A 24,464-nucleotide genomic window follows, 5' to 3' on the forward strand; every position below is an offset into this window, starting at 1 on the left:
CTACTTCTTCTTGGCTTCTTTACGACGGACGACTTCGTCCGCGTAGCGCACACCTTTGCCTTTGTAAGGCTCTGGTGGACGGAAGTCGCGGATCTCAGCGGCCACTTGACCTACCAGCTGCTTATCGATGCCCTTGATCAGGATATCGGTCTGGCTAGGAGTCTCAGCGGTGATGCCTTCCGGCAGTTCGTAATCCACTGGATGCGAGAAGCCGAGGGCCAGGTTCAGCACTGTGCCTTTTGCCTGTGCCTTGTAACCAACACCGACCAGCTGGAGCTTGCGCTCGAAGCCTTGGCTTACGCCTTGGACCATGTTGTTTACCAGAGCACGAGTGGTACCGGCCATTGCGCGAGTTTGTTGGTCGCCGTTGCGAGCAGCGAAACGCAGCTCACCAGCTTCCTGAACAATTTCAACGGACGAGTGTACGTTCAGTTCGAGAGTGCCCTTGGCACCCTTCACCGAAAGCTGTTGGCCGGCGAATTTGACTTCGACACCAGCTGGCAGCTTAACGGGGTTCTTAGCGACGCGAGACATGCTTATCCCCCCTTAGAACACAGTGCAAAGAACTTCGCCGCCGACACCGGCAGCGCGCGCAGCACGATCAGTCATCACACCCTTGTTGGTGGAGACGATAGACACGCCAAGACCGCCACGTACTTTCGGCAGTTCTTCAACGGACTTGTACTGACGCAGGCCTGGACGGCTAACGCGCTTCACTTCTTCGATGACCGGACGGCCTTCGAAGTACTTCAGCTCGATGGACAGCAGAGGTTTGATTTCGCTGCTGATCTGATAACCCGCGATGTAACCTTCGTCCTTCAGGACTTTTGCTACAGCCACCTTCAGCGTGGAAGACGGCATGCTTACGACGGACTTTTCAGCCATCTGGGCATTACGGATTCGAGTTAGCATGTCCGCTAACGGGTCCTGCATACTCATGGGCTAGATGCTCCTGATACAAAAAGAATTAGCCTTGCGGCTACAACTGTCGCCGAGAAATTCCGGGCAAAAAACACGGGCTCAGGCGAGCCGGTCATTCTAGACACACCCCAGAAATGAATCAAGCCCCAAAAGGGGCTTGATTCACGTTCAAGGCCACCGGCGATCGGGATCTTGCGAGCCCGAACACCGAGACTTTGATAGCTATTACCAGCTGGCTTTAACCAGACCTGGTACGTCACCACGCATTGCAGCTTCACGCAGCTTGTTACGGCCCAGGCCGAACTTGCGGTAAACGCCGTGCGGACGACCAGTCAGGCGGCAGCGGTTACGCATGCGCGAAGCGCTTGCATCACGTGGCTGCTTCTGCAGAGCTACGGTAGCTTCCCAACGAGCTTCTGGACTTGCGTTCAGATCCACGATGATAGCTTTCAGCGCTGCACGCTTGGTGGCGTACTTGGCAACGGTGAGCTGACGCTTCAGCTCACGGTTCTTCATGCTCTTCTTGGCCATTTTCCTACTCCAATCAGTTGCGGAACGGGAATTTGAAAGCACGCAGCAGAGCGCGGCCTTCGTCATCGTTCTTAGCAGTGGTGGTCAGGGTAATGTCCAGACCGCGGAGAGCATCGATCTTGTCGTAATCGATTTCCGGGAAAATGATCTGCTCTTTAACGCCCATGCTGTAGTTGCCACGACCATCGAAGGACTTGGCATTCAGGCCGCGGAAGTCGCGAACCCGAGGCAGGGAGATCGACAGCAGACGATCCAGGAACTCGTACATACGCTCACGGCGCAGGGTCACTTTGACGCCGATCGGCCATCCTTCGCGGACTTTGAAGCCAGCGATGGATTTACGAGCGTAGGTCACAACGACTTTCTGGCCGGTGATCTTTTCCAGGTCAGCAACAGCATGCTCGATGACTTTTTTGTCGCCGATTGCTTCGCCCAGACCCATGTTCAGGGTGATTTTGGTAACGCGCGGAACTTCCATCACGTTCGAAAGCTTAAGTTCTTCCTTAAGTTTCGGAGCGATTTCCTTCCGGTAAATCTCTTTTAGTCGTGCCATGGTCTTCTACCTAGCAGTGTTCAAGCATCAACCGCTTTTTGGGTCGACTTGAAGACACGAATTTTTTTGCCGTCTTCTACTTTGAAACCAACGCGGTCAGCCTTGTTGGTTTCGCTGTTGAAAATGGCGACGTTGGAAGCGTGCAGTGGCGCTTCTTTCTCGACGATACCGCCCTGTACGCCCGACATCGGGTTAGGCTTGGTATGACGCTTGACCAGGTTCAGGCCACCGACGACCAGACGGTCGTCAGCCAGAACCTTAAGCACCTTACCGCGCTTACCTTTGTCTTTGCCGGCGATCACGATGATCTCGTCGTCACGACGAATCTTTTGCATGTCGGATCTCCTTACAGCACTTCTGGGGCGAGCGAGACGATCTTCATGAACTTCTCGTTGCGAAGTTCACGGGTCACTGGCCCAAAGATACGGGTGCCGATCGGCTCTTGCTTGTTGTTCAACAGAACAGCAGCGTTGCCATCAAAGCGGATGATGGAGCCGTCTGCACGACGAACACCATGGCGAGTGCGGACTACAACAGCAGTCATCACTTGGCCTTTTTTCACCTTACCGCGAGGAATTGCTTCCTTGACGGTAACTTTGATGATGTCACCGATACCAGCGTAACGACGATGGGAGCCACCCAGCACCTTGATGCACATAACGCGGCGAGCGCCGCTGTTATCGGCCACATCGAGCATGGATTGAGTCTGAATCATATAATTTCTCCGACCCCTAGCCCTTAGACTTCCACAGCGCGTTCGAGAACATCAACCAGGGCCCAAGACTTGGTCTTGGCCATCGGACGAGTTTCACGAATAGTGACTTTGTCGCCGATGTGGCACTGGTTGGTTTCGTCGTGCGCGTGCAGCTTAGTCGAACGCTTAACGTATTTACCGTAGATAGGGTGCTTAACGCGACGCTCGATCAGAACGGTGATGGTCTTGTCCATCTTGTCGCTGACAACACGGCCAGTCAGCGTACGGACAGTTTTTTCGGCTTCAGCCATGATTACTTACCTGCCTGCTGGTTGAGCACAGTCTTCACGCGAGCGATGTCACGCTTAACTTGCGAGAGCAGATGAGACTGCCCCAACTGGCCAGTTGCTTTCTGCATACGCAGATTGAACTGGTCGCGCAGCAGGCCGAGCAGTTGCTCGTTCAGCTGCTGTGCGGATTTTTCACGAAGTTCATTCGCTTTCATCACATCACCGTCCGTTTAACAAAGGAGGTGGCGAGCGGCAGCTTTGCAGCAGCCAGGGCGAAAGCCTCACGCGCCAGCTCTTCAGAAACACCCTCGATTTCATACAGGACTTTGCCTGGCTGAATCTGGGCTACCCAGTATTCGACGTTACCCTTACCTTTACCCATCCGAACTTCGAGAGGCTTTTTGGAAATAGGCTTGTCCGGGAATACACGGATCCAGATCTTGCCACCACGTTTTACGTGACGGGTCAGAGCACGACGCGCTGACTCGATCTGACGAGCGGTGAGACGACCACGAGCAACAGACTTCAGCGCGAACTCGCCGAAGCTGACTTTGCTACCGCGCAATGCCAGACCACGGTTGTGGCCGGTCATTTGCTTGCGGAACTTCGTACGCTTTGGTTGCAACATTTGGCGTACCCCTTACTTAGCAGCTTTTTTACGAGGCGCAGGTGCTTGCGGCTTCAGCTCTTCTTGGCGACCACCAATTACTTCGCCTTTGAAGATCCAAACCTTCACACCGATCACACCGTAAGTGGTGTGAGCTTCGTAGGTGGCATAGTCGATATCGGCACGCAGGGTGTGCAGCGGCACACGACCTTCGCGATACCATTCAGTACGTGCGATTTCAGCACCGCCGAGACGACCGCTCACTTGGATTTTGATGCCTTTGGCACCAATGCGCATGGCGTTCTGTACGGCGCGCTTCATAGCACGACGGAACATTACGCGACGCTCCAGCTGCTGAGCTACGCTCTGCGCAACCAGCATACCGTCGAGCTCCGGCTTGCGGATCTCTTCGATATTGATGTGCACAGGCACACCCATTTGCTTGGTCAGGTCCTGACGCAGCTTCTCAACATCTTCACCTTTCTTGCCGATCACGATGCCGGGACGAGCGGTGTGGATGGTGATGCGTGCAGTTTGTGCCGGACGATGGATATCGATACGGCTTACGGACGCGCTTTTTAGTTTGTCTTGGAGATACTCACGCACATTCAGATCTGCGAGCAAATAGTCCGCATAAGTCCGACCGTCTGCGTACCAGACGGAGGTGTGCTCCTTGACGATTCCCAGGCGAATGCCAATGGGATGTACTTTCTGACCCATCTCTTCGACTCCGTTACTTGTCAGCAACCTTGACAGTGATATGGCAAGACCGCTTGACGATGCGATCAGCACGGCCTTTGGCACGTGGCATGATGCGCTTCAGCGAACGCCCTTCGTTGACGAAAACGGTGGAGACCTTCAGGTCATCAACGTCTGCGCCTTCGTTATGCTCGGCGTTGGCTACGGCCGACTCCAGCACTTTCTTCATGATCTCGGCGGCTTTCTTACTGCTGAAAGCCAACAGGTTGAGCGCTTCGCCCACCTTCTTCCCGCGGATCTGGTCGGCGACCAAGCGGGCTTTCTGGGCGGAGATTCGAGCGCCCGACAACTTAGCGGCTACTTCCATCATTCCTTACCCCTTAACGCTTGGCTTTCTTGTCAGCCACGTGCCCGCGATATGTACGGGTACCGGCGAACTCGCCCAGTTTGTGGCCGACCATGTCTTCGTTCACGAGAACTGGAACATGTTGACGACCGTTATGCACAGCAATGGTCAGACCGACCATTTGTGGCAGGATCATGGAACGGCGCGACCAGGTCTTAACTGGTTTGCGATCGTTCTTTTCCGCCGCCACTTCGATCTTCTTCAGTAGGTGAAGATCAATAAAAGGACCTTTTTTCAGAGAACGTGGCACTGTCGTATCCCTCTATTTACTTGCGACGACGGACGATCATTTTGTCGGTACGCTTATTACCACGAGTCTTCGCGCCCTTAGTCGGGAAGCCCCATGGCGATACCGGATGACGACCACCAGAGGTACGACCTTCACCACCACCATGTGGGTGGTCAACCGGGTTCATGGCAACACCACGAACGGTTGGGCGAACGCCACGCCAGCGTTTGGCACCAGCTTTACCCAGCGAACGCAGGCTGTGCTCGGAGTTCGAGACTTCGCCCAGGGTCGCGCGGCATTCAGCCAGCACTTTACGCATCTCACCAGAACGCAGACGCAGGGTCACGTAGACACCTTCACGAGCGACCAGCTGAGCCGAAGCACCAGCCGAACGAGCGATTTGCGCGCCTTTACCTGGCTTCAGTTCGATGCCGTGTACGGTGCTACCAACTGGAATGTTGCGCAGTTGCAGAGCGTTGCCCGGCTTGATCGGTGCCAGAGCACCTGCGATCAGCTGGTCGCCAGCGCTCACGCCTTTAGGGGCGATGATGTAGCGACGCTCGCCATCTGCGTACAGCAGCAGAGCGATGTGAGCAGTACGGTTTGGATCGTATTCGATACGCTCGACAGTGGCAGCGATGCCATCTTTGTCGTTGCGACGGAAGTCGACCAGACGATAATGCTGCTTGTGACCACCACCAACGTGACGAGTGGTAATGCGGCCATTGTTGTTACGACCACCAGACTTCGATTTCTTCTCGAGCAGCGGTGCGTGAGGAGCGCCTTTATGCAGCTCCTGGTTGACCACCTTGACCACAAAACGGCGGCCAGGGGAAGTCGGTTTGCATTTAACGATTGCCATGATGCACCCCTTCCTTACTCAGCACTGCTGCTGAAATCGAGATCTTGGCCTGGCTGAAGGGAGATAACTGCCTTCTTCCAGTCATTACGCTTGCCCAGACCGCGAGCGGTACGCTTGCTCTTACCCAGAACGTTCAGGGTAGTAACGCGCTCCACTTTCACGCTGAACAGGCTTTCGACGGCCTTCTTGATTTCCAGCTTGGTTGCGTCAGTAGCAACCTTGAAAACGAACTGGCCTTTCTTGTCTGCCAGAACCGTAGCCTTCTCGGAAACGTGCGGGCCAAGCAGAACTTTAAATACGCGTTCCTGGTTCATCCCAGCAGCTCCTCGAATTTCTTCACGGCCGACACAGTGATCAACACTTTGTCGTATGCGATCAGACTAACTGGATCGGAACCTTGCACGTCACGAACATCAACGTGTGGCAGGTTACGAGCAGCCAGGTACAGGTTCTGATCAACAGCGTCCGACACGATCAGAACGTCGGTCAGGCTCATGTTGTTCAGCTTGCCCAGCAGATCTTTGGTTTTCGGAGTTTCAACAGCGAAATCCTGAACCACGACCAGACGATCAGTACGCACCAGCTCAGCAAGGATGGAACGCATTGCTGCGCGATACATCTTCTTGTTCAGCTTCTGGGAGTGATCCTGAGGACGAGCTGCGAAAGTGGTACCGCCGCCACGCCAGATTGGGCTACGGATAGTACCGGCACGAGCACGGCCAGTACCTTTCTGACGCCATGGGCGCTTGCCGCCACCGGAAACGTCGGAACGGGTCTTTTGCTGCTTGCTACCTTGACGGCCGCCGGCCATGTAGGCCACGACTGCTTGGTGAACCAGCGTCTCGTTGAATTCGCCGCCAAATGTCAGTTCGGAAACTTCGATCGCTTGAGCGTCATTTACATTTAATTGCATGTCAGCTTCCCCTTAACCGCGAGCCTTGGCCGCCGGACGTACAACCAGGTTGCCGCCAGTAGCGCCAGGAACAGCACCCTTGACCAACAACAGATTGCGTTCAGCGTCGACGCGCACTACTTCCAGGGACTGCACGGTCACGCGCTCAGCGCCCATATGACCGGACATTTTTTTGCCCTTGAATACACGACCAGGAGTCTGGCACTGGCCAATAGAGCCCGGGACGCGGTGGGAAACGGAGTTACCGTGGGTGTTATCTTGACCGCGGAAATTCCAACGCTTGATGGTACCGGCGAAGCCTTTACCTTTCGACTGACCGGTAACGTCTACCAGTTGGCCAGCAGCGAAGATTTCTGCATTGATCAGATCGCCAGCTTGGTACTCGCCTTCTTCAAGACGGAATTCCCAAACGCCACGACCGGCAGCAACGTTCGCTTTAGCGAAGTGACCTGCTTGAGCAGCAGTCACGCGCGAAGCACGACGCTCACCTACAGTGACCTGCACTGCACGATAGCCATCGGTTTCTTCAGTTTTGAACTGGGTGACGCGATTCGGCTCGATCTCAATGACCGTGACCGGAATGGAGACACCTTCTTCGGTGAAAATACGGGTCATACCGCATTTACGACCGACTACACCAATAGTCATGTTGTAAACCTCATGAGTGTACGGGGCTTTCACCCGCTATGGCCGCCCATTTCAGAGCGTTACACGACTAAGACCGAGTCTTAGCCGAGGCTGATCTGCACTTCCACACCTGCCGCAAGATCAAGCTTCATAAGAGCATCAACGGTTTTATCCGTTGGCTGGACGATGTCCAGTACGCGCTTATGAGTACGGATCTCGTACTGGTCACGCGCGTCTTTGTTGACGTGCGGGGAGACCAGAACGGTGAACCGCTCTTTACGGGTAGGCAGTGGAATTGGACCACGCACTTGAGCACCAGTACGTTTCGCGGTTTCCACGATTTCCTGGGTGGATTGGTCGATCAGGCGATGGTCGAAAGCCTTCAACCTGATACGGATTTGCTGATTTTGCATTGGATTTCAGACTCCAGGCTGCTATTCCCACCGGGCGCAATACGCCCGTTAAAAGGAGGCGCAATTCTATAGACGGCCCCACAGAGTGTCAACCCAATAAAAAAGCCCCCGCAAGCGGGGGCTTCTTCATGAGTCGTCGATTACTCGATGACTTTGGCTACGACGCCAGCGCCGACGGTACGACCGCCTTCACGGATAGCGAAACGCAGACCATCTTCCATCGCGATGGTTTTGATCAGAGTGACAGTCATCTGGATGTTGTCACCTGGCATTACCATTTCAACGCCTTCTGGCAGCTCGCAGTTACCAGTCACGTCAGTAGTACGGAAGTAGAACTGTGGACGGTAGCCTTTGAAGAACGGAGTATGACGGCCGCCTTCTTCCTTGCTCAGAACGTAAACTTCAGCGGTGAACTTGGTGTGCGGCTTAACGGTGCCTGGCTTAACCAGAACCTGGCCACGCTCAACGTCGTCACGCTTGGTACCACGCAGCAGAACGCCGCAGTTCTCGCCAGCACGACCTTCGTCGAGCAGCTTGCGGAACATTTCAACGCCGGTGCAGGTAGTTTTCTGAGTGTCGCGCAGACCAACGATCTCAACCTCTTCCTGGATGCGAACGATACCACGCTCAACACGACCAGTTACCACGGTGCCACGGCCGGAGATCGAGAATACGTCTTCGATTGGCATCAGGAACGGCTTGTCGATTGCACGCTCTGGCTCTGGGATGTAGGTATCCAGAGTTTCTACCAGACGCTTAACAGCGGTGGTACCCATTTCGTTGTCGTCTTGGCCGTTCAGAGCCATCAGAGCCGAACCGATGATGATCGGAGTGTCGTCACCTGGGAAGTCGTAAGTGCTCAGCAGATCGCGCACTTCCATCTCAACCAGTTCCAGCAGCTCAGCGTCGTCAACCATGTCAGCCTTGTTCAGGAAGACAACAATGTACGGAACGCCTACCTGACGGGACAGCAGGATGTGCTCACGAGTTTGTGGCATCGGACCATCGGCAGCCGAGCAAACCAGGATCGCGCCGTCCATCTGGGCAGCACCAGTGATCATGTTTTTGACGTAGTCGGCGTGACCTGGGCAGTCAACGTGCGCGTAGTGACGAATGTTCGAGTCGTACTCTACGTGCGCGGTGTTGATGGTGATACCACGAGCTTTTTCTTCTGGGGCGCTGTCGATCTTGTCGAAGTCAACACGAGCCGAACCGAAAACTTCGGAGCAAACGCGAGTCAGAGCAGCGGTCAGAGTGGTTTTACCATGGTCAACGTGACCGATAGTGCCAACGTTGACGTGCGGTTTGTTACGTTCAAATTTTTCTTTAGCCACGACAATTAACTCCTAGCCTAAAGGGGAGACTGAATCAGCCTTGTTTTTTAACGAGAGCTTCGACGATGTTCGACGGAGCTTCGGCGTATTTGGAGAATTCCATGGAGTAGCTCGCGCGACCCTGAGACATGGAACGAACGTCAGTTGCATAACCGAACATTTCACCCAGTGGCACTTCAGCACGGATAACCTTGCCGGACACCGAGTCATCCATACCCTGAATCAGACCACGACGACGGTTCAGGTCACCCATCACGTCACCCATGTAGTCCTCTGGGGTTACAACTTCAACCTTCATGATCGGCTCGAGCACAACGCCGCCACCCTTCTGGGCCAGCTGCTTGGTCGCCATGGAGGCTGCCACCTTGAACGCCATCTCGTTGGAGTCGACGTCGTGGTAGGAACCATCAAACACGGTAGCCTTCAGGCCGATCAGCGGATAACCGGCAACGACGCCGTTCTTCATCTGCTCTTCGATACCCTTCTGGATAGCCGGGATGTATTCCTTAGGAACCACACCACCAACAACTTCGTTGGTGAAGACCAGACCTTCGGTGATGTTGCCGTTCGCATCGACGTCTGGCTCCGAGAAACGGATCCAGCAGTGACCGAACTGACCGCGACCGCCGGACTGACGAACGAACTTGCCTTCGATCTCGACGTTGCTCTTGCTGATCTTCTCGCGATACGAAACCTGCGGCTTGCCGATGTTGGCTTCGACGTTGAACTCGCGCTTCATGCGGTCAACGAGGATGTCCAGGTGCAGCTCACCCATACCGGAGATGATGGTCTGGCCAGTCTCTTCGTCGGTCTTGACGCGGAACGACGGGTCTTCCTGAGCCAGCTTGCCCAGTGCAATACCCATCTTTTCCTGGTCCTGCTTGGTTTTCGGCTCTACCGCTACCGAAATTACAGGCTCAGGGAAGTCCATACGCTCAAGAATGATCTGCTTGTCGAGATCGCACAGAGTGTCACCAGTGGTGACGTCCTTCATGCCGATCAGAGCAGCGATGTCGCCTGCACGTACCTCTTTGATCTCTTCACGCTGGTTGGCGTGCATCTGCACCATACGACCAACGCGCTCTTTCTTGCCCTTGACCGAGTTGATCACGGAGTCGCCCGAGCTCAGGAAGCCCGAGTAAACGCGCACGAAAGTCAGAGTACCAACGAACGGGTCGGTAGCAATCTTGAATGCCAGAGCCGAGAACGGTTCAGCATCGTCAGCATGACGCTCGTCGTAGTCGGCCTCTACCAGCTCATCCTTCGGCTTCTCGATGAGATCCGGATGGATACCCTTGATCGCCGGGATCTCGGTAGGAGCAGGCAGGAAGTCGATAACAGCATCGAGAACCAGGGGAACGCCCTTGTTCTTGAACGACGAACCGCAGACGGCCGGAACGATCTCGCTAGCCAGGGTGCGCGCACGCAGACCGGCCTTGATCTCTTCGACAGTCAGGTCACCTTCTTCAAGGTACTTGTTCATCAGCTCTTCGTTGGCTTCAGCAGCAGCTTCAACCATGTTGGAGCGCCACTCGTTAGCCAGGTCCAGCATATCGGCAGGAATTTCTTCCTCGCGATAGGTAGTACCCTTGTCGTCGTCGTTCCAGTAGATAGCCTTCATCTTGATCAGATCAACCTGACCTTCGAAGTTATCTTCAGCACCGATAGCCAGCTGGACCGGAACCGGGGTATGACCCAGGCGGTTCTTGATCTGGCCAACAACGCGCAGGAAGTTGGCACCGGCACGGTCCATCTTGTTCACGTAAACAACACGTGGAACACCGTACTTGTTGGCTTGACGCCATACGGTTTCAGACTGAGGCTCAACACCGGAAGTACCGCAGAACACAACGACCGCGCCGTCGAGTACACGCAGAGAGCGCTCTACTTCAATGGTGAAGTCAACGTGGCCAGGGGTATCGATAACGTTTACACGATAGTTATCGTATTGGCCGCGCGAACCTTTCCAGAAGGTAGTTACAGCAGCGGAGGTAATGGTGATACCCCGCTCCTGCTCCTGCACCATCCAGTCGGTGGTCGCAGCGCCGTCATGCACCTCACCCATCTTGTGGCTGAGACCTGTGTAGAACAGGATCCGCTCGGTAGTGGTAGTCTTGCCCGCGTCAACGTGGGCACAGATACCGATGTTACGGTAGCGGTTGATTGCTGTAGTACGAGCCATAAAGCCCTCGCAAAATGAATGATGCCGATATTAGAAGCGGTAGTGCGAGAAAGCCTTGTTGGCTTCAGCCATACGGTGAACGTCTTCACGCTTCTTAACTGCAGCACCTTTGCCTTCGGCAGCGTCCAGCAGTTCGCCAGCCAAACGCAGAGCCATAGACTTCTCGCCGCGCTTGCGGGCGAAGTCTACCAACCAGCGCATTGCCAGAGCGTTACGACGGGACGGACGAACTTCGACCGGAACCTGGTAAGTAGCACCGCCTACACGGCGCGACTTCACTTCGACCAGCGGAGCGATGGCGTCGAGAGCTTTCTCGAAGATTTCCAGGGGATCGCTGTTCTTGCGCTCTTTAACTTTTTCCAGCGCGCCATAAACGATACGCTCGGCAACGGCTTTCTTGCCGCTTTCCATTACGTGGTTCATGAACTTGGCGAGGATCTGGCTTCCGTATTTCGGATCGTCCAGAATCTCACGTTTGGCTGCTACGCGACGTCTTGGCATTGATAAGCCCTCAAACGGTCTTCAGGTTAGCTCGGGACAGTTGATCCAATGGACGCGTGCCCGACCTTACTCTTATCGACTCAATATAATTAAAAACTGCAAAACGACCGATTACTTCGGACGCTTGGTACCGTACTTCGAACGACCTTGGTTACGACCTTTAACGCCGGAAGTATCCAGGGAGCCGCGAACGGTGTGGTAACGAACACCTGGCAAGTCTTTTACACGGCCGCCGCGAATCAGTACGACGCTGTGCTCTTGCAGGTTGTGGCCTTCACCGCCGATGTACGAGGAAACCTCGAAACCGTTGGTCAGACGCACACGGCACACTTTACGCAGTGCCGAGTTAGGTTTTTTCGGCGTAGTGGTATACACGCGAGTGCACACGCCACGACGTTGCGGGCAGTTCTGCAGCGCAGGCACGTCGGATTTCTCGACGATACGCTTACGCGGCTGACGTACCAGCTGGTTGATAGTTGCCATCTACTAGCTCCACTGTTGTCTTTCGACATAAACAAAATGGCAGAGCAGGAGCTCCACCAAATTTAGGGGTACAAGAGTCTAAAGAGGATCTTGCCCCCAGTCAAGGCAAGGCCCCGGCCTCCCCGATCAGCGAACCTCGACAAAAAGTGTCTTGATTCTCAATCGAAAAAGCCGGGGCCCCGTCTCAATCTACCGCAGACCTCAATTACCGCTGGAGTTCAGCGCTTCAGTCAGTGCTGCTTCGACTTCGCTTGCGCTTACGCGCAGCGGCTTGTCTGCATCACGACGACGCTTACGCTCGCTGTGGTACGCCAGGCCAGTACCGGCCGGGATCAGACGACCCACGACCACGTTTTCTTTCAGGCCACGCAGGTAGTCGCGCTTGCCAGTTACCGCCGCTTCGGTCAGTACACGGGTGGTCTCTTGGAAAGAGGCCGCCGAGATGAACGATTCGGTGGACAAGGACGCCTTGGTGATACCCAGCAGTACGCGGGTGAACTTGGCGACGAACTTGTCTTCGGTGCTCAGACGCTCGTTTTCTACCAGTACGTGAGTCAGTTCCATCTGGTCGCCCTTGATGAAGCTGGAGTCGCCGGACTCGGCGATTTCAACCTTACGCAGCATCTGACGCAGGATGGTCTCGATGTGCTTGTCGTTGATCTTCACGCCTTGCAGACGGTAAACGTCCTGGATCTCGTTGACGATGTACTTGGCCAGCGCACTCACACCCAGCAGACGCAGGATGTCGTGTGGATCGCTCGGACCGTCGGAGATAACTTCGCCGCGGTTCACTTGTTCGCCTTCGAAGACGTTCAGGTGACGCCACTTCGGAATCAGCTCTTCATACGGATCGCTACCGTCGTTCGGGGTAATGACCAGACGGCGCTTGCCCTTGGTCTCTTTACCGAACGCGATGGTGCCGCTGACTTCAGCCAGAATCGACGCTTCCTTCGGACGACGAGCTTCGAACAGGTCGGCAACACGCGGCAGACCACCGGTGATGTCACGGGTCTTCGAAGTTTCTTGCGGAATACGAGCGATAACATCACCGATCGCAATCTGCGCACCGTCGGCAACACCGACCAGGGCGTTAGCCGGCAGGAAGTACTGTGCCGGTACGTCGGTACCTGGCAGCAGCAGATCCTTGCCATCCATACCCACCATCTTCACAGCAGGACGGATGTCCTTGCCGGCAGCTGGACGGTCTTTGACGTCAAGCACTTCAATGTTGGTCATACCGGTCAATTCGTCAGTCTGACGCTTGATCGTGATGCCTTCTTCCATGCCCACGTAGGTCACGGTACCTTTCATTTCGGTAACGATCGGGTGAGTGTGCGGATCCCACTTGGCCACGATAGCGCCAGCGTCGACCTTGTCACCTTCTTTAACCGAAATCACAGCACCGTACGGCAGCTTGTAACGCTCGCGCTCACGACCGAAGTCATCAGCGATTGCCAGCTCACCGGAACGGGACACAGCAACCAGGTGGCCATCCACACGCTCAACGTGCTTCAGGTTGTGCAGACGGACGGTACCGCCATTCTTCACCTGAACGCTGTCGGCTGCGGAAGTACGGCTTGCCGCACCACCAATGTGGAACGTACGCATGGTCAGCTGGGTACCCGGCTCACCGATGGATTGGGCAGCGATAACGCCGACCGCCTCACCAATGTTCACCTGGTGACCACGAGCCAGGTCACGGCCGTAGCACTTGGCGCAAATGCCATAGCGGGTTTCGCAACTGATCGGCGAACGCACGATCACTTCGTCGATGCTGTTGAGCTCGATGAATTCAACCCACTTTTCGTCTACCAGGGTGCCGGCAGGAACGATGACGTCCTCGGTACCCGGCTTGAATACGTCGCGGGCGATAACACGACCCAATACGCGCTCACCCAGTGGCTCTACAACGTCGCCGCCTTCAATGTGCGGAGTCATCAGCAGGCCGTGTTCGGTGCCGCAATCGATCTCGGTTACAACCAGATCCTGCGCAACGTCCACCAGACGACGAGTCAGGTAACCGGAGTTCGCAGTTTTCAACGCGGTATCCGCCAGACCTTTACGAGCACCGTGAGTCGAGATGAAGTACTGGAGTACGCTCAGACCTTCACGGAAGTTCGCAGTAATCGGCGTTTCGATGATGGAGCCGTCCGGCTTGGCCATCAGACCACGCATACCGGCCAACTGACGGATCTGTGCTGCGGAACCCCGCGCACCCGAGTCAGCCATCATGTACATCGAGTTGAACGACTCTTGCTCGACTTCGTCGCCATTGCGGTCGATGACCTTCTCTTTCGAGAGGTTGGCCATCATTGCCTTGGATACTTCGTCGTTGGCCTTCGACCAAAGGTCGATCACTTTGTTGTACTTCTCGCCCTGGGTTACCAGGCCGGAGGCGTACTGGCTCTCGATTTCTTTCACTTCGTCGGTGGCAGCACCGATGATGCGAGCTTTTTCATCCGGGATAACGAAGTCGTTAACACCGATGGAAACGCCGGAAATGGTCGAGTAAGCGAAACCGGTGTACATCAACTGGTCAGCGAAGATCACGGTCTCTTTCAGACCAACCACGCGGTAGCACTGGTTGATCAGCTTGGAGATCGCCTTCTTCTTCATCGGCAGGTTGACGACGTCGAACGACAGACCCTTCGGCACAACCTGGAACAGCAGAGCACGGCCGACAGTGGTGTCGACGATACGGGTGGCGCTCACGCTGCCGCCATCACGATCATTGACGGTTTCGCTGATGCGAACCTTGATCTTGGCGTGCAGAGCCGCTTCGCCGGCGCGGAATACGCGGTCGACTTCCTGCAGGTCCGCGAACACACGACCTTCGCCCTTGGCGTTGATCGCTTCACGGGTCATGTAGTACAGACCCAATACAACGTCCTGCGACGGAACGATGATTGGCTCACCGTTGGCTGGCGACAGAATGTTGTTGGTCGACATCATCAACGCACGCGCTTCCAACTGGGCTTCCAGTGTCAGCGGCACGTGCACGGCCATTTGGTCGCCGTCGAAGTCGGCGTTGTACGCAGCACAGACCAGAGGGTGCAGCTGGATAGCCTTACCTTCGATCAGTACCGGTTCAAACGCCTGGATACCCAGACGGTGAAGGGTCGGTGCACGGTTGAGGAGAACCGGGTGTTCACGGATCACTTCAGCGAGAACGTCCCAAACCTCTGGCAGTTCGCGCTCGACCATCTTCTTGGCAGCTTTGATGGTGGTGGCCAGGCCACGCATTTCCAACTTGCCGAAGATGAACGGCTTGAACAACTCGAGAGCCATCTTCTTCGGCAGACCGCACTGGTGCAGACGCAGGGTCGGACCTACGGTAATTACCGAACGACCGGAGTAGTCAACACGCTTACCGAGCAAGTTCTGACGGAAACGACCTTGCTTACCCTTGATCATGTCAGCCAGGGATTTCAGAGGACGCTTGTTGGAACCGGTGATAGCGCGGCCACGACGACCGTTGTCGAGCAGTGCATCGACAGCTTCCTGCAACATACGCTTTTCGTTGCGCACGATGATGTCCGGAGCGGACAGATCCAGCAGGCGCTTCAAACGGTTGTTACGGTTGATCACTCGACGATACAGATCGTTGAGGTCGGAAGTCGCGAAACGACCGCCATCCAGCGGGACCAGTGGACGCAGATCTGGCGGCAGAACCGGCAGAACGGTCAGCACCATCCACTCTGGCAGGTTGCCGGAACCCTGGAAGGCTTCCATCAACTTCAGACGCTTGGACAGCTTCTTGATCTTGGTTTCCGAGTTGGTTTGCGGAATCTCTTCACGCAGACGGCCAATCTCGTGCTCCAGGTCGATAGCGTGCAGCAGCTCGCGGACAGCCTCGGCACCCATGCGGGCGTCGAAGTCATCGCCGAACTCTTCCAGCGCTTCGAAGTACTGCTCATCGTTCAGCAGCTGACCTTTTTCAAGGGTGGTCATGCCTGGATCGATAACGACGTAGCTCTCGAAGTAGAGAACGCGCTCGATATCACGCAGAGTCATGTCCATCAGCAAGCCGATACGGGACGGCAGCGATTTCAGGAACCAGATGTGGGCAACCGGCGAAGCCAGTTCGATGTGCGCCATGCGCTCACGACGAACCTTGGCCAGCGCAACTTCAACGCCGCACTTCTCGCAGATCACGCCGCGATGCTTCAAGCGCTTGTACTTACCGCACAGGCACTCGTAATCCTTTACCGGGCCAAAGATCTTGGCGCAGAACAGGCCGTCACGCTCAGGCTTGAACGTACGGTAGTTGATGGTTTCCGGCTTTTTAACTTCACCGAACGACCACGAACGGATCATCTCAGGCGAGGCCAATCCGATACGGATGGCGTCGAACTCTTCGACTTGACCCTGGTTTTTCAGCAAATTCAGTAGGTCTTTCAAGGCCTTTCCTCCTGGCGGAGCAGAGAGCGGGCAATCCTGCCCCGCTCTCGATTCGCGTCACGTGTTATTCGGTTTCCAGATCGATATCGATGCCGAGGGAACGAATTTCTTTGATCAACACGTTGAAGGACTCGGGCATGCCCGGCTCCATACGGTGATCGCCGTCCACGATGTTTTTGTACATCTTGGTACGACCGTTCACATCGTCCGACTTCACTGTGAGCATTTCTTGCAGAGTGTATGCAGCACCGTATGCTTCCAGTGCCCAGACCTCCATCTCCCCGAAACGCTGACCACCGAACTGCGCCTTACCACCCAGCGGCTGCTGGGTAACCAGGCTGTACGAACCAGTAGAACGAGCGTGCATCTTGTCGTCTACCAAGTGGTTCAGTTTCAGCATGTACATGTAGCCAACGGTAACTGGACGCTCGAACTTGTTGCCGGTACGGCCGTCGGTCAGTTGCATCTGGCCGCTTTCTGGCAGGTCTGCCAGTTTCAGCATGGCCTTGATTTCGCTTTCCTTGGCACCGTCGAACACCGGAGTGGCCATCGGAACACCGCCGCGCAGGTTGTTCGCCAGATCCAGGATCTCCTGATCGGAGAAGCTGTCCAGGTCTTCGTTACGACCGCCGATCTGGTTGTAGATCTCGTCCAGGAAGGTACGCAGTTCTGCGACCTTGCGCTGCTCTTCGACCATGCGATTGATCTTCTCGCCCAGACCTTTGGCCGCGAGGCCCAGGTGAGTTTCGAGGATCTGACCAACGTTCATACGCGAAGGTACGCCCAGCGGGTTGAGGACTACGTCGACCGGGGTGCCATTGGCATCGTGCGGCATGTCTTCAACCGGCATGATCACGGAGACCACACCCTTGTTACCGTGACGACCGGCCATCTTGTCGCCCGGCTGGATGCGGCGACGGATTGCCAGGTAGACCTTGACGATTTTCAGCACGCCTGGAGCCAGGTCATCGCCCTGCTGCAGCTTGCGCTTCTTGTCTTCGAACTTGTCGTCCAGCAGACGGCGACGATCAACGATGTAGGCCTGGGCCTTCTCGAGCTGCTCGTTCAGAGCATCTTCAGCCATGCGCAGTTTGAACCACTGGCCGTGCTCAAGACCGTCGAGAACTTCGTCGGTGATTTCCTGACCTTTCTTCAGGCCGGCGCCGCCTTCGGCTTTATGGCCGACCAGAGCGGAGCGCAGACGTTCGAAGGTCGCACCTTCAACAATGCGGAACTCTTCGTTCAGGTCCTTGCGGATCTCGTCCAGCTGGCTCTTCTCGATCGACAGTGCACGAGCATCACGCTCAACGCCGTCACGAGTGAAGACCTGTACGTCAATGACGGTGCCCTTGGTACCAGTAGGCACACGCAGGGAGGTGTCTTTAACGTCGCTGGCTTTTTCACCGAAGATCGCACGCAGCAGTTTCTCTTCCGGAGTCAGCTGGGTCTCGCCTTTCGGAGTGACCTTGCCCACCAGGATGTCGCCTGCGCCAACTTCAGCACCTACATAAACGATACCGGCTTCGTCCAGCTTGTTCAGTGCAGCCTCACCCACGTTCGGGATGTCCGCAGTGATTTCCTCTGGGCCAAGCTTGGTGTCACGAGCCACACAGGTCAGTTCCTGGATGTGGATCGTGGTGAAACGGTCTTCCTGAACCACACGCTCGGACAGGCAGATGGAGTCTTCGAAGTTGAAGCCGTTCCACGCCATGAACGCGATACGCATGTTCTGACCCAGAGCCAGTTCACCCATATCGGTGGACGGACCATCGGCCATGATGTCGCTGCGCTGAACACGATCACCCTTGCTCACCAGCGGACGCTGGTTGATGCAGGTGTTCTGGTTCGAGCGGGTGTACTTGGTCAGGTTGTAGATGTCGACACCGGCTTCACCGGTTTCAACTTCGTCATCAGCAACACGAACCACGATACGGCTGGCATCGACCGAGTCGATCACACCGCCACGACGAGCCACGACGCAAACGCCGGAGTCACGGGCAACGTTGCGCTCCATGCCGGTACCTACCAGCGGCTTGTCAGCACGCAGGGTCGGTACAGCCTGACGCTGCATGTTGGAACCCATCAATGCACGGTTGGCGTCGTCGTGCTCGAGGAACGGAATCAGCGACGCTGCAACCGAAACTACCTGCTTCGGCGAAACGTCCATCAAGGTGACGTCTTCCGGCGCCTTGACGGTGAATTCGTTCAAGTGACGAACAGCTACCAGCTCATCGACCAACTGACCTTTGTCGTTCATCGTCGCCGAAGCCTGGGCGATCACGTGATCGGCCTCTTCGATAGCGGACAGGAACACGATCTCGTCGGTTACCAGAGCGTCTTTCACCACACGGTACGGGCTCTCGAGGAAGCCGTACTGGTTGGTGCGCGCATAGGCCGCCAGGGAGTTGATCAGACCGATGTTCGGACCTTCCGGCGTTTCAATCGGGCATACACGACCGTAGTGGGTCGGGTGTACGTCACGGACTTCGAAGCCTGCACGCTCACGGGTCAGACCACCTGGGCCAAGTGCAGAAACACGACGCTTGTGGGTGATCTCGGACAGCGGGTTGTTCTGGTCCATGAACTGGGACAGCTGGCTGGAACCGAAGAACTCTTTCACTGCCGCAGCCACTGGCTTGGCATTGATCAGGTCTTGCGGCATCAGGCCTTCGCTTTCAGCCATCGACAGGCGCTCTTTGACCGCACGCTCTACACGCACCAGGCCGACGCGGAACTGGTTCTCGGCCATTTCGCCAACACAGCGAACACGACGGTTACCCAGGTGGTCGATGTCGTCGACGATGCCTTTACCGTTACGGATGTCGACCAGAGTCTTCAGTACGGCAACGATGTCTTCTTTGCACAGAACGCCGGAACCTTCGATCTCGGTACGACCGATACGACGGTTGAACTTCATCCGGCCAACGGCGGACAGATCATACCGCTCAGGGCTGAAGAACAGGTTGTTGAACAGAGTCTCGGCAGCATCTTTGGTCGGTGGCTCGCCAGGACGCATCATGCGATAGATCTCGACCAGGGCTTCCAATTGGTTGCTGGTGGAGTCGATCTTCAGAGTGTCAGAGACGAACGGACCGCAGTCGATGTCGTTGGTGTACAGAGTCTCAATGCGAACGACCTGAGCCTTGGCGATTTTCGCCAGGATCTCGGTGTTCAGCTCGGTGTTGCACTCTGCCAGGATTTCACCGGTAGCCGGGTGCACGATAGCCTTGGCAGTGGTACGACCCAGGACGTAGTCCAGAGGTACATCCAGCTCTTTGATACCGGCTTTTTCCAGCTGGTTGATGTGACGAGCGGTGATACGACGACCCTGCTCGACAATAACCTTGCCCTTGTCATCCTGAATGTCCAGAACGGCAATCTCACCACGCAGGCGCTGAGGCACCAGCTCCAGGCTCAGGCTCTCGCCTTTCACGTGGAATACGTTGGTGGTGTAGAAAGCGTCCAGCACTTCTTCAGTGGTATAGCCCAGCGCGCGCAGCAGAACCGATGCCGGCAGCTTGCGACGACGGTCGATACGGACGAACACGCAGTCTTTCGGGTCGAACTCGAAGTCCAGCCACGAACCGCGGTAAGGAATGATCCGCGCGGAATACAGCAGCTTACCGGAGCTGTGCGTCTTGCCACGGTCGTGGTCGAAGAATACGCCAGGGGAACGGTGCAGCTGGGAAACGATTACACGCTCGGTACCGTTGATTACGAAGGTACCGTTCTCAGTCATCAGGGGAATCTCACCCATGTAGACTTCTTGCTCTTTGATGTCCTTGATCGCTTTGTTCGACGATTCTTTGTCGAAAATGATCAGACGGACTTTTACCCGCAAAGGTACGGCGTAAGTTACACCACGCAACACGCATTCTTTAACATCAAACGCCGGTTCGCCCAGGCGATAACCGACATACTCCAACGCAGCATTGCCGGAGTAGCTGATGATCGGGAAAACGGATTTGAAGGCCGCATGCAGGCCCACGTCGCGGAACTGATCTTTAGTCGCTCCCGCTTGCAAGAATTCACGATACGAATCCAGCTGGATGGCCAGGAGGTACGGCACATCCATGACGTCCGGCAACTTGCTAAAGTCCTTGCGGATACGTTTTTTCTCAGTATATGAGTAAGCCATCAGCGTTCCCCAGCTTGGTCACCTGCTTATTCGGCTCCTCCCGACGGGAGCAGCCAGAAAATCGTGCAAACCCTTTGGTTTGCGCCACCGCACAGGGTGGGCTACAGCACGTTACTGGCACCGACCCAGTCGGTCGCCAATAACGGAAAAAGGCCGGTGGCAAAAGCCACCAGCCATCAGCCGTTCGCTTAACGCTTGGGCTGGAGACACAAAGTCGATGCTTACTTGAGCTCGACTTTAGCGCCTGCTTCTTCCAGAGCTGCTTTGGCTTTGTCAGCTGCTTCTTTAGCAACAGCTTCCAGAACCATGGCAGGAGCGCCGTCAACTACAGCCTTGGCTTCTTTCAGGCCCAGACCGGTCAGTTCACGTACAGCCTTGATCACGTTAACTTTCTTCTCGCCAGCTTCGGTCAGCATGACGTTGAATTCAGTTTGCTCTTCAACAACAGCGGCAGCAGCAGCTGGGCCAGCAGCGGCAACAGCAGCGGTAACGCCGAAGGTTTCTTCCATTGCTTTGATCAGCTCAACAACTTCCAGAACGGTTTTCTGGCCGATTGCTTCGATGATTTGCTCGTTAGTCAGAGACATGACTATAAATTCCTGTATTGGGGTGACAGCCTACGCAGCCATCAAATTAAACATATGATTTTGAAAGGGCTTGCAGTGCCTTAGGCAGCAGCAGCTTCTTTCTGGTCGCGAATAGCCGCCAGAGTACGAGCCAGCTTGCTGGTAGCGCCTTGAATCACGCTCATCAGCTTCGCAATAGCTTCGTCGCGAGTTGGCAGCGAAGCCAACACGTCGATCTCGTTTGCTGCGAGGTACTTGCCCTCGAACGCAGCTGCCTTGATCTCGAACTTTTCCTGACCCTTTGCGAACTCTTTGAAAATACGAGCGGCAGCGCCCGGATGTTCCTTGGAGAATGCAATCAGGGTAGGGCCGACGAACGCGTCGTTGAGCACGTCATATTGAGTGCCTTCAACAGCGCGCTTGAGCAGGGTGTTACGTACGACACGTACATAAACACCAGCTTCGCGGGCCTCTTTACGGAGTCCGGTCATAGCGCCTACTGTCACACCACGGGCATCAGCCACGACAGCGGACAGAGCGGCTTTGGCAGCCTCGTTGACTTCAGCGACGATGGCCTTCTTGTCTTCGAGTTTAATTGCCACGGGTTTAACTCCTGCTTGTTACCGTTTCATCCAACCGGAGCTGGATGTCGTTTTGGTGTCTGATTCGGTAAGGAACCGGGAGCACCATCTGCGTAGGCTTGAGGTTTAAGACTTGCGTCGCCTACGGTCTTGGATAGCCCCCGCCAGGCAGGGACCCCAATTTTTCAGCGCGCGCAATTGCTTGCACGCGCTTGTGTCTTATACGTCCAGCGAACCCTGGTCGATGACCAGACCTGGGCCCATAGTGGTGCTCAGGGTAACGCGCTTGACGTAGATGCCTTTCGAAGAAGCTGGCTTGATACGCTTCAGGTCAGCGATCAGGGCTTCAACGTTTTCCTTCAGCTTGACGGCGTCGAAGCCGACCTTGCCAACGGAAGTGTGGATGATGCCGTTTTTGTCGGTGCGATAGCGAACCTGACCAGCCTTGGCGTTCTTAACTGCCGAAGCTACGTCTGGAGTAACGGTACCGACTTTCGGGTTAGGCATCAGGCCGCGAGGACCCAGAACCTGACCCAGCTGACCCACAACGCGCATTGCATCCGGGGAAGCAATAACTACGTCATAGTTCAGGTCGCCGCCTTTCATTTCGGCAGCCAGATCGTCCATACCTACGCGGTCTGCACCGGCAGCCAGAGCAGCTTCAGCTGCTGGGCCCTGGGTGAACACAGCTACACGTACAGTCTTGCCAGTGCCGTGTGGCAGCACAGTAGCGCTACGAACAACCTGGTCAGATTTACGTGGGTCTACGCCCAGGTTCACAGCAACGTCTACGGACTCGCTGAACTTAACGGTCGACAGCTCGGTCAGGAGAGCGGCGGCTTCTACGAAGTTGTAGGCCTTGCCTGCTTCAATCTTGCCGGCGATAGCCTTTTGGCGCTTGGTCAGCTTAGCCATTACACACCCTCCACGTTAAGGCCCATGCTACGAGCAGAACCGGCGATAGTACGCACGGCTGCATCCATATCAGCTGCAGTCAGATCCGCGTTTTTGGTTTTCGCGATTTCTTCCAGCTGAGCACGGGTAACAGTGCCAACCTTAACGGTGTTTGGACGAGCGGAACCGCTGGTCAGGCCAGCAGCTTTCTTCAGCAGAACCGAAGCAGGGGTGCTCTTAGTTTCGAAAGTGAAGCTGCGGTCACTGTAAACAGTGATGATCACAGGAGTCGGCAGACCTGGCTCAAGACCCTGAGTACGGGCGTTGAAAGCTTTGCAGAACTCCATGATGTTCACGCCGTGCTGACCCAGAGCTGGACCAACGGGTGGACTTGGGTTGGCCTGAGCGGCCTTAACTTGCAGCTTGATGTAAGCAGTAATCTTCTTAGCCATGAGGCACTCCAATTACGGGTTCAGACGCCTAGATAGGCTCCCCGGTTACTTGCGCGTTTATCCCAGTGACGAAAAAACCCCACAGCCTAAGGCTGCGGGGTATGGGATTCTCGTTCAGTTATGCCTTCTCGACCTGACTGAACTCTAGCTCTACCGGAGTAGAGCGACCGAAAATGAGCACTGCCACCTGAATGCGGCTCTTTTCGTAGTTAACTTCTTCAACCGTACCGTTAAAGTCAGCGAATGGGCCGTCAGTAACACGGACCACCTCACCCGGCTCAAACAGGGTCTTAGGCTTGGGCTTGTCGCTGCCATCAGCAACGCGACGCAGAATCGCTTCCGCCTCTTTGTCAGTGATAGGAGCCGGCTTATCGGCAGTACCACCAATAAAGCCCATTACACGAGGAGTGTCCTTGACCAAGTGCCAAGTACCCTCATTCATATCCATCTGTACCAGCACATAGCCTGGAAAGAATTTACGCTCGCTTTTGCGCTTCTGGCCATTGCGCATCTCAACCACTTCTTCAGTGGGGACCAGAATCTCGCCGAAGCCATCTTCCATGCCAGCCAGCTTCACACGCTCGATCAACGAACGCATTACATGCTTCTCGTAACCCGAGTAAGCATGCACAACGTACCAACGCTTAGCCACGGGACACCCTTAGCCAACAATCAAGGAAACAAGCCAGCCGAGCAGGGAATCTAGCCCCCACAACAGCAACGCCATGACCAGAACCACAGCCACGACAATCAACGTGGTCTGCGTGGTCTCTTGGCGAGTTGGCCATACGACTTTACGAATCTCAGTGCGCGCTTCCTTAACCAGGACAAAGAACGACTTACCCTTGGCAGTCTGCAAGCCAACGAAGGCAGCAACTGCAGCAATGACAAGTAGCGCCAAGACACGGTACAGGATCGGCGAAGCAGAGTAGTACTGATTGCCAACAACACCAACAATCACCAAGGCAACAACAACGAGCCACTTGAGCAAGTCGAAGCGAGAACCTTGAGCTTCAGCCTTAGGAGTCATCTATGAAGATCCTGTGAAAAGAAAGCCAGACACATTGAGTGAATCTGGCAGGTCAGGAGGGAATCGAACCCCCAACCTACGGTTTTGGAGACCGTCGCTCTGCCAATTGAGCTACTGACCTAAAAACAAAATCAGGCCGACCATTATGTCGGCCCGA

Annotated in this window: 29 protein-coding genes and 1 tRNA gene; all 30 read right to left on the minus strand. The window is 55.5% G+C overall.

Annotation, left to right across the window (positions count from 1 at the left end):
* The 30 genes from rplF to ABCR88_RS29655 all read right to left on the minus strand — a co-directional run bounded on the left by rplF (position 1) and on the right by ABCR88_RS29655 (position 24,428).
* Positions 1-534 carry a 50S ribosomal protein L6 gene (gene rplF, locus ABCR88_RS29510; protein WP_007924185.1) on the minus strand — a complete coding sequence of 178 codons (534 nt, stop codon included), beginning with the start codon at positions 532-534 and terminating at the stop codon, positions 1-3.
* 12 nt (positions 535-546) lie between these two features.
* The gene (gene rpsH / locus ABCR88_RS29515; protein ID WP_011063773.1) at positions 547-939 is read right to left on the minus strand and encodes a 30S ribosomal protein S8; all 393 of its coding nucleotides are present in this window, start codon (positions 937-939) and stop codon (positions 547-549) included.
* A gap of 207 nt (positions 940-1,146) precedes the next feature.
* Positions 1,147-1,452 carry a 30S ribosomal protein S14 gene (rpsN, locus tag ABCR88_RS29520; protein ID WP_003228726.1) on the minus strand — a complete coding sequence of 102 codons (306 nt, stop codon included), beginning with the start codon at positions 1,450-1,452 and terminating at the stop codon, positions 1,147-1,149.
* Between the two features lie 13 nt (positions 1,453-1,465).
* A complete protein-coding gene (gene rplE, locus ABCR88_RS29525) occupies positions 1,466-2,005 on the minus strand; it encodes a 50S ribosomal protein L5 (RefSeq protein WP_003210069.1) in 540 nt (179 codons plus the stop codon).
* A 20-nt stretch (positions 2,006-2,025) separates the two neighbouring features.
* On the minus strand, positions 2,026-2,340 hold the full coding sequence (gene rplX / locus ABCR88_RS29530) for a 50S ribosomal protein L24 (RefSeq protein ID WP_010443924.1): 315 nt from the start codon (positions 2,338-2,340) through the stop codon (positions 2,026-2,028).
* A gap of 11 nt (positions 2,341-2,351) precedes the next feature.
* Positions 2,352-2,720, minus strand: coding sequence for a 50S ribosomal protein L14 (gene rplN, locus ABCR88_RS29535; RefSeq protein WP_011063774.1), 369 nt, complete (start codon positions 2,718-2,720; stop codon positions 2,352-2,354).
* Positions 2,721-2,743: 23 nt separating this feature from the next.
* On the minus strand, positions 2,744-3,010 hold the full coding sequence (gene rpsQ / locus ABCR88_RS29540) for a 30S ribosomal protein S17 (RefSeq protein ID WP_003194644.1): 267 nt from the start codon (positions 3,008-3,010) through the stop codon (positions 2,744-2,746).
* A gap of 2 nt (positions 3,011-3,012) precedes the next feature.
* Positions 3,013-3,204 carry a 50S ribosomal protein L29 gene (gene rpmC, locus ABCR88_RS29545; protein WP_002555481.1) on the minus strand — a complete coding sequence of 64 codons (192 nt, stop codon included), beginning with the start codon at positions 3,202-3,204 and terminating at the stop codon, positions 3,013-3,015.
* Positions 3,204-3,617 carry a 50S ribosomal protein L16 gene (rplP, locus tag ABCR88_RS29550; protein WP_003228729.1) on the minus strand — a complete coding sequence of 138 codons (414 nt, stop codon included), beginning with the start codon at positions 3,615-3,617 and terminating at the stop codon, positions 3,204-3,206. The genes rpmC and rplP overlap by 1 nt, the downstream gene beginning before the upstream one ends.
* Before the next feature lie 12 nt (positions 3,618-3,629).
* The gene (gene rpsC, locus ABCR88_RS29555; protein ID WP_007924192.1) at positions 3,630-4,316 is read right to left on the minus strand and encodes a 30S ribosomal protein S3; all 687 of its coding nucleotides are present in this window, start codon (positions 4,314-4,316) and stop codon (positions 3,630-3,632) included.
* Positions 4,317-4,329: 13 nt separating this feature from the next.
* On the minus strand, positions 4,330-4,662 hold the full coding sequence (gene rplV, locus ABCR88_RS29560; RefSeq protein ID WP_003103908.1) for a 50S ribosomal protein L22: 333 nt from the start codon (positions 4,660-4,662) through the stop codon (positions 4,330-4,332).
* 13 nt (positions 4,663-4,675) lie between these two features.
* A complete protein-coding gene (gene rpsS / locus ABCR88_RS29565) occupies positions 4,676-4,951 on the minus strand; it encodes a 30S ribosomal protein S19 (RefSeq protein ID WP_002555486.1) in 276 nt (91 codons plus the stop codon).
* 16 nt (positions 4,952-4,967) lie between these two features.
* On the minus strand, positions 4,968-5,792 hold the full coding sequence (gene rplB, locus ABCR88_RS29570) for a 50S ribosomal protein L2 (RefSeq protein WP_011063775.1): 825 nt from the start codon (positions 5,790-5,792) through the stop codon (positions 4,968-4,970).
* Between the two features lie 14 nt (positions 5,793-5,806).
* Positions 5,807-6,106, minus strand: a complete 300-nt coding sequence (gene rplW / locus ABCR88_RS29575; RefSeq protein WP_002555488.1) for a 50S ribosomal protein L23 — start codon at positions 6,104-6,106, stop codon at positions 5,807-5,809.
* Positions 6,103-6,705: a 50S ribosomal protein L4 gene (rplD, locus tag ABCR88_RS29580; RefSeq protein ID WP_007924200.1), complete on the minus strand. Its 603-nt coding sequence runs from the start codon at positions 6,703-6,705 to the stop codon at positions 6,103-6,105. The genes rplW and rplD overlap by 4 nt, the downstream gene beginning before the upstream one ends.
* Before the next feature lie 12 nt (positions 6,706-6,717).
* Entirely contained in the window at positions 6,718-7,353 is a 636-nt protein-coding gene (gene rplC / locus ABCR88_RS29585) for a 50S ribosomal protein L3 (protein WP_007924205.1), read from the minus strand.
* A gap of 80 nt (positions 7,354-7,433) precedes the next feature.
* The gene (rpsJ, locus tag ABCR88_RS29590) at positions 7,434-7,745 is read right to left on the minus strand and encodes a 30S ribosomal protein S10 (protein ID WP_003186070.1); all 312 of its coding nucleotides are present in this window, start codon (positions 7,743-7,745) and stop codon (positions 7,434-7,436) included.
* A gap of 140 nt (positions 7,746-7,885) precedes the next feature.
* Positions 7,886-9,079 carry an elongation factor Tu gene (tuf, locus tag ABCR88_RS29595; protein WP_011063776.1) on the minus strand — a complete coding sequence of 398 codons (1,194 nt, stop codon included), beginning with the start codon at positions 9,077-9,079 and terminating at the stop codon, positions 7,886-7,888.
* 34 nt (positions 9,080-9,113) lie between these two features.
* On the minus strand, positions 9,114-11,261 hold the full coding sequence (fusA, locus tag ABCR88_RS29600; RefSeq protein WP_011063777.1) for an elongation factor G: 2,148 nt from the start codon (positions 11,259-11,261) through the stop codon (positions 9,114-9,116).
* A gap of 30 nt (positions 11,262-11,291) precedes the next feature.
* Entirely contained in the window at positions 11,292-11,762 is a 471-nt protein-coding gene (gene rpsG, locus ABCR88_RS29605; protein WP_007925959.1) for a 30S ribosomal protein S7, read from the minus strand.
* A gap of 111 nt (positions 11,763-11,873) precedes the next feature.
* Positions 11,874-12,245, minus strand: coding sequence for a 30S ribosomal protein S12 (gene rpsL, locus ABCR88_RS29610; protein WP_003186084.1), 372 nt, complete (start codon positions 12,243-12,245; stop codon positions 11,874-11,876).
* Positions 12,246-12,446: 201 nt separating this feature from the next.
* Positions 12,447-16,646, minus strand: coding sequence for a DNA-directed RNA polymerase subunit beta' (gene rpoC, locus ABCR88_RS29615; protein ID WP_011063778.1), 4,200 nt, complete (start codon positions 16,644-16,646; stop codon positions 12,447-12,449).
* 64 nt (positions 16,647-16,710) lie between these two features.
* Complete coding sequence (rpoB, locus tag ABCR88_RS29620) at positions 16,711-20,784, minus strand: DNA-directed RNA polymerase subunit beta (RefSeq protein ID WP_011063779.1); 4,074 nt, start codon at positions 20,782-20,784, stop codon at positions 16,711-16,713.
* A 221-nt stretch (positions 20,785-21,005) separates the two neighbouring features.
* Complete coding sequence (gene rplL / locus ABCR88_RS29625; protein WP_011063780.1) at positions 21,006-21,371, minus strand: 50S ribosomal protein L7/L12; 366 nt, start codon at positions 21,369-21,371, stop codon at positions 21,006-21,008.
* Between the two features lie 80 nt (positions 21,372-21,451).
* Positions 21,452-21,952 carry a 50S ribosomal protein L10 gene (gene rplJ / locus ABCR88_RS29630; RefSeq protein WP_011063781.1) on the minus strand — a complete coding sequence of 167 codons (501 nt, stop codon included), beginning with the start codon at positions 21,950-21,952 and terminating at the stop codon, positions 21,452-21,454.
* 198 nt (positions 21,953-22,150) lie between these two features.
* Entirely contained in the window at positions 22,151-22,846 is a 696-nt protein-coding gene (gene rplA / locus ABCR88_RS29635; protein WP_011063782.1) for a 50S ribosomal protein L1, read from the minus strand.
* Positions 22,846-23,277: a 50S ribosomal protein L11 gene (gene rplK, locus ABCR88_RS29640; RefSeq protein ID WP_003176435.1), complete on the minus strand. Its 432-nt coding sequence runs from the start codon at positions 23,275-23,277 to the stop codon at positions 22,846-22,848. The genes rplA and rplK overlap by 1 nt, the downstream gene beginning before the upstream one ends.
* 118 nt (positions 23,278-23,395) lie before the next feature.
* Positions 23,396-23,929: a transcription termination/antitermination protein NusG gene (gene nusG / locus ABCR88_RS29645; RefSeq protein ID WP_002555501.1), complete on the minus strand. Its 534-nt coding sequence runs from the start codon at positions 23,927-23,929 to the stop codon at positions 23,396-23,398.
* Positions 23,930-23,938: 9 nt separating this feature from the next.
* Positions 23,939-24,307, minus strand: a complete 369-nt coding sequence (gene secE, locus ABCR88_RS29650; protein WP_011063783.1) for a preprotein translocase subunit SecE — start codon at positions 24,305-24,307, stop codon at positions 23,939-23,941.
* Between the two features lie 45 nt (positions 24,308-24,352).
* A tRNA-Trp gene (locus ABCR88_RS29655) sits at positions 24,353-24,428 on the minus strand.
* Positions 24,429-24,464: the final 36 nt, after the last annotated feature.

The sequence above is a fragment of the Pseudomonas sp. W17 genome (genome assembly GCF_040268305.1).
GTDB lineage: Bacteria > Pseudomonadota > Gammaproteobacteria > Pseudomonadales > Pseudomonadaceae > Aquipseudomonas > Aquipseudomonas protegens.

Coding starts and splice junctions, on each gene's coding strand:
- rpsL (WP_003186084.1), bottom strand. CDS start 12,245: ATGGCAACTATCAACCAGCTGGTACGTCAGCCGCGTAAGCGTATCGTC.
- rpsC (WP_007924192.1), bottom strand. CDS start 4,316: ATGGGTCAGAAAGTACATCCCATTGGCATTCGCCTGGGAATCGTCAAG.
- rpsH (WP_011063773.1), bottom strand. CDS start 939: ATGAGTATGCAGGACCCGTTAGCGGACATGCTAACTCGAATCCGTAAT.
- rpsQ (WP_003194644.1), bottom strand. CDS start 3,010: ATGGCTGAAGCCGAAAAAACTGTCCGTACGCTGACTGGCCGTGTTGTC.
- rplF (WP_007924185.1), bottom strand. CDS start 534: ATGTCTCGCGTCGCTAAGAACCCCGTTAAGCTGCCAGCTGGTGTCGAA.
- rplA (WP_011063782.1), bottom strand. CDS start 22,846: ATGGCTAAGCTGACCAAGCGCCAAAAGGCTATCGCCGGCAAGATTGAA.
- rpsJ (WP_003186070.1), bottom strand. CDS start 7,745: ATGCAAAATCAGCAAATCCGTATCAGGTTGAAGGCTTTCGACCATCGC.
- rpsG (WP_007925959.1), bottom strand. CDS start 11,762: ATGCCAAGACGTCGCGTAGCAGCCAAACGTGAGATTCTGGACGATCCG.
- rplW (WP_002555488.1), bottom strand. CDS start 6,106: ATGAACCAGGAACGCGTATTTAAAGTTCTGCTTGGCCCGCACGTTTCC.
- rplC (WP_007924205.1), bottom strand. CDS start 7,353: ATGACTATTGGTGTAGTCGGTCGTAAATGCGGTATGACCCGTATTTTC.
- rplE (WP_003210069.1), bottom strand. CDS start 2,005: ATGGCACGACTAAAAGAGATTTACCGGAAGGAAATCGCTCCGAAACTT.
- rplB (WP_011063775.1), bottom strand. CDS start 5,792: ATGGCAATCGTTAAATGCAAACCGACTTCCCCTGGCCGCCGTTTTGTG.
- rplV (WP_003103908.1), bottom strand. CDS start 4,662: ATGGAAGTAGCCGCTAAGTTGTCGGGCGCTCGAATCTCCGCCCAGAAA.
- rpoB (WP_011063779.1), bottom strand. CDS start 20,784: ATGGCTTACTCATATACTGAGAAAAAACGTATCCGCAAGGACTTTAGC.
- secE (WP_011063783.1), bottom strand. CDS start 24,307: ATGACTCCTAAGGCTGAAGCTCAAGGTTCTCGCTTCGACTTGCTCAAG.
- rplN (WP_011063774.1), bottom strand. CDS start 2,720: ATGATTCAGACTCAATCCATGCTCGATGTGGCCGATAACAGCGGCGCT.
- rpsN (WP_003228726.1), bottom strand. CDS start 1,452: ATGGCCAAGAAGAGCATGAAGAACCGTGAGCTGAAGCGTCAGCTCACC.
- fusA (WP_011063777.1), bottom strand. CDS start 11,261: ATGGCTCGTACTACAGCAATCAACCGCTACCGTAACATCGGTATCTGT.
- rplK (WP_003176435.1), bottom strand. CDS start 23,277: ATGGCTAAGAAGATTACTGCTTACATCAAGCTGCAAGTTAAGGCCGCT.
- rplX (WP_010443924.1), bottom strand. CDS start 2,340: ATGCAAAAGATTCGTCGTGACGACGAGATCATCGTGATCGCCGGCAAA.
- rplL (WP_011063780.1), bottom strand. CDS start 21,371: ATGTCTCTGACTAACGAGCAAATCATCGAAGCAATCGGCCAGAAAACC.
- rplD (WP_007924200.1), bottom strand. CDS start 6,705: ATGCAATTAAATGTAAATGACGCTCAAGCGATCGAAGTTTCCGAACTG.
- rplP (WP_003228729.1), bottom strand. CDS start 3,617: ATGTTGCAACCAAAGCGTACGAAGTTCCGCAAGCAAATGACCGGCCAC.
- rpmC (WP_002555481.1), bottom strand. CDS start 3,204: ATGAAAGCGAATGAACTTCGTGAAAAATCCGCACAGCAGCTGAACGAG.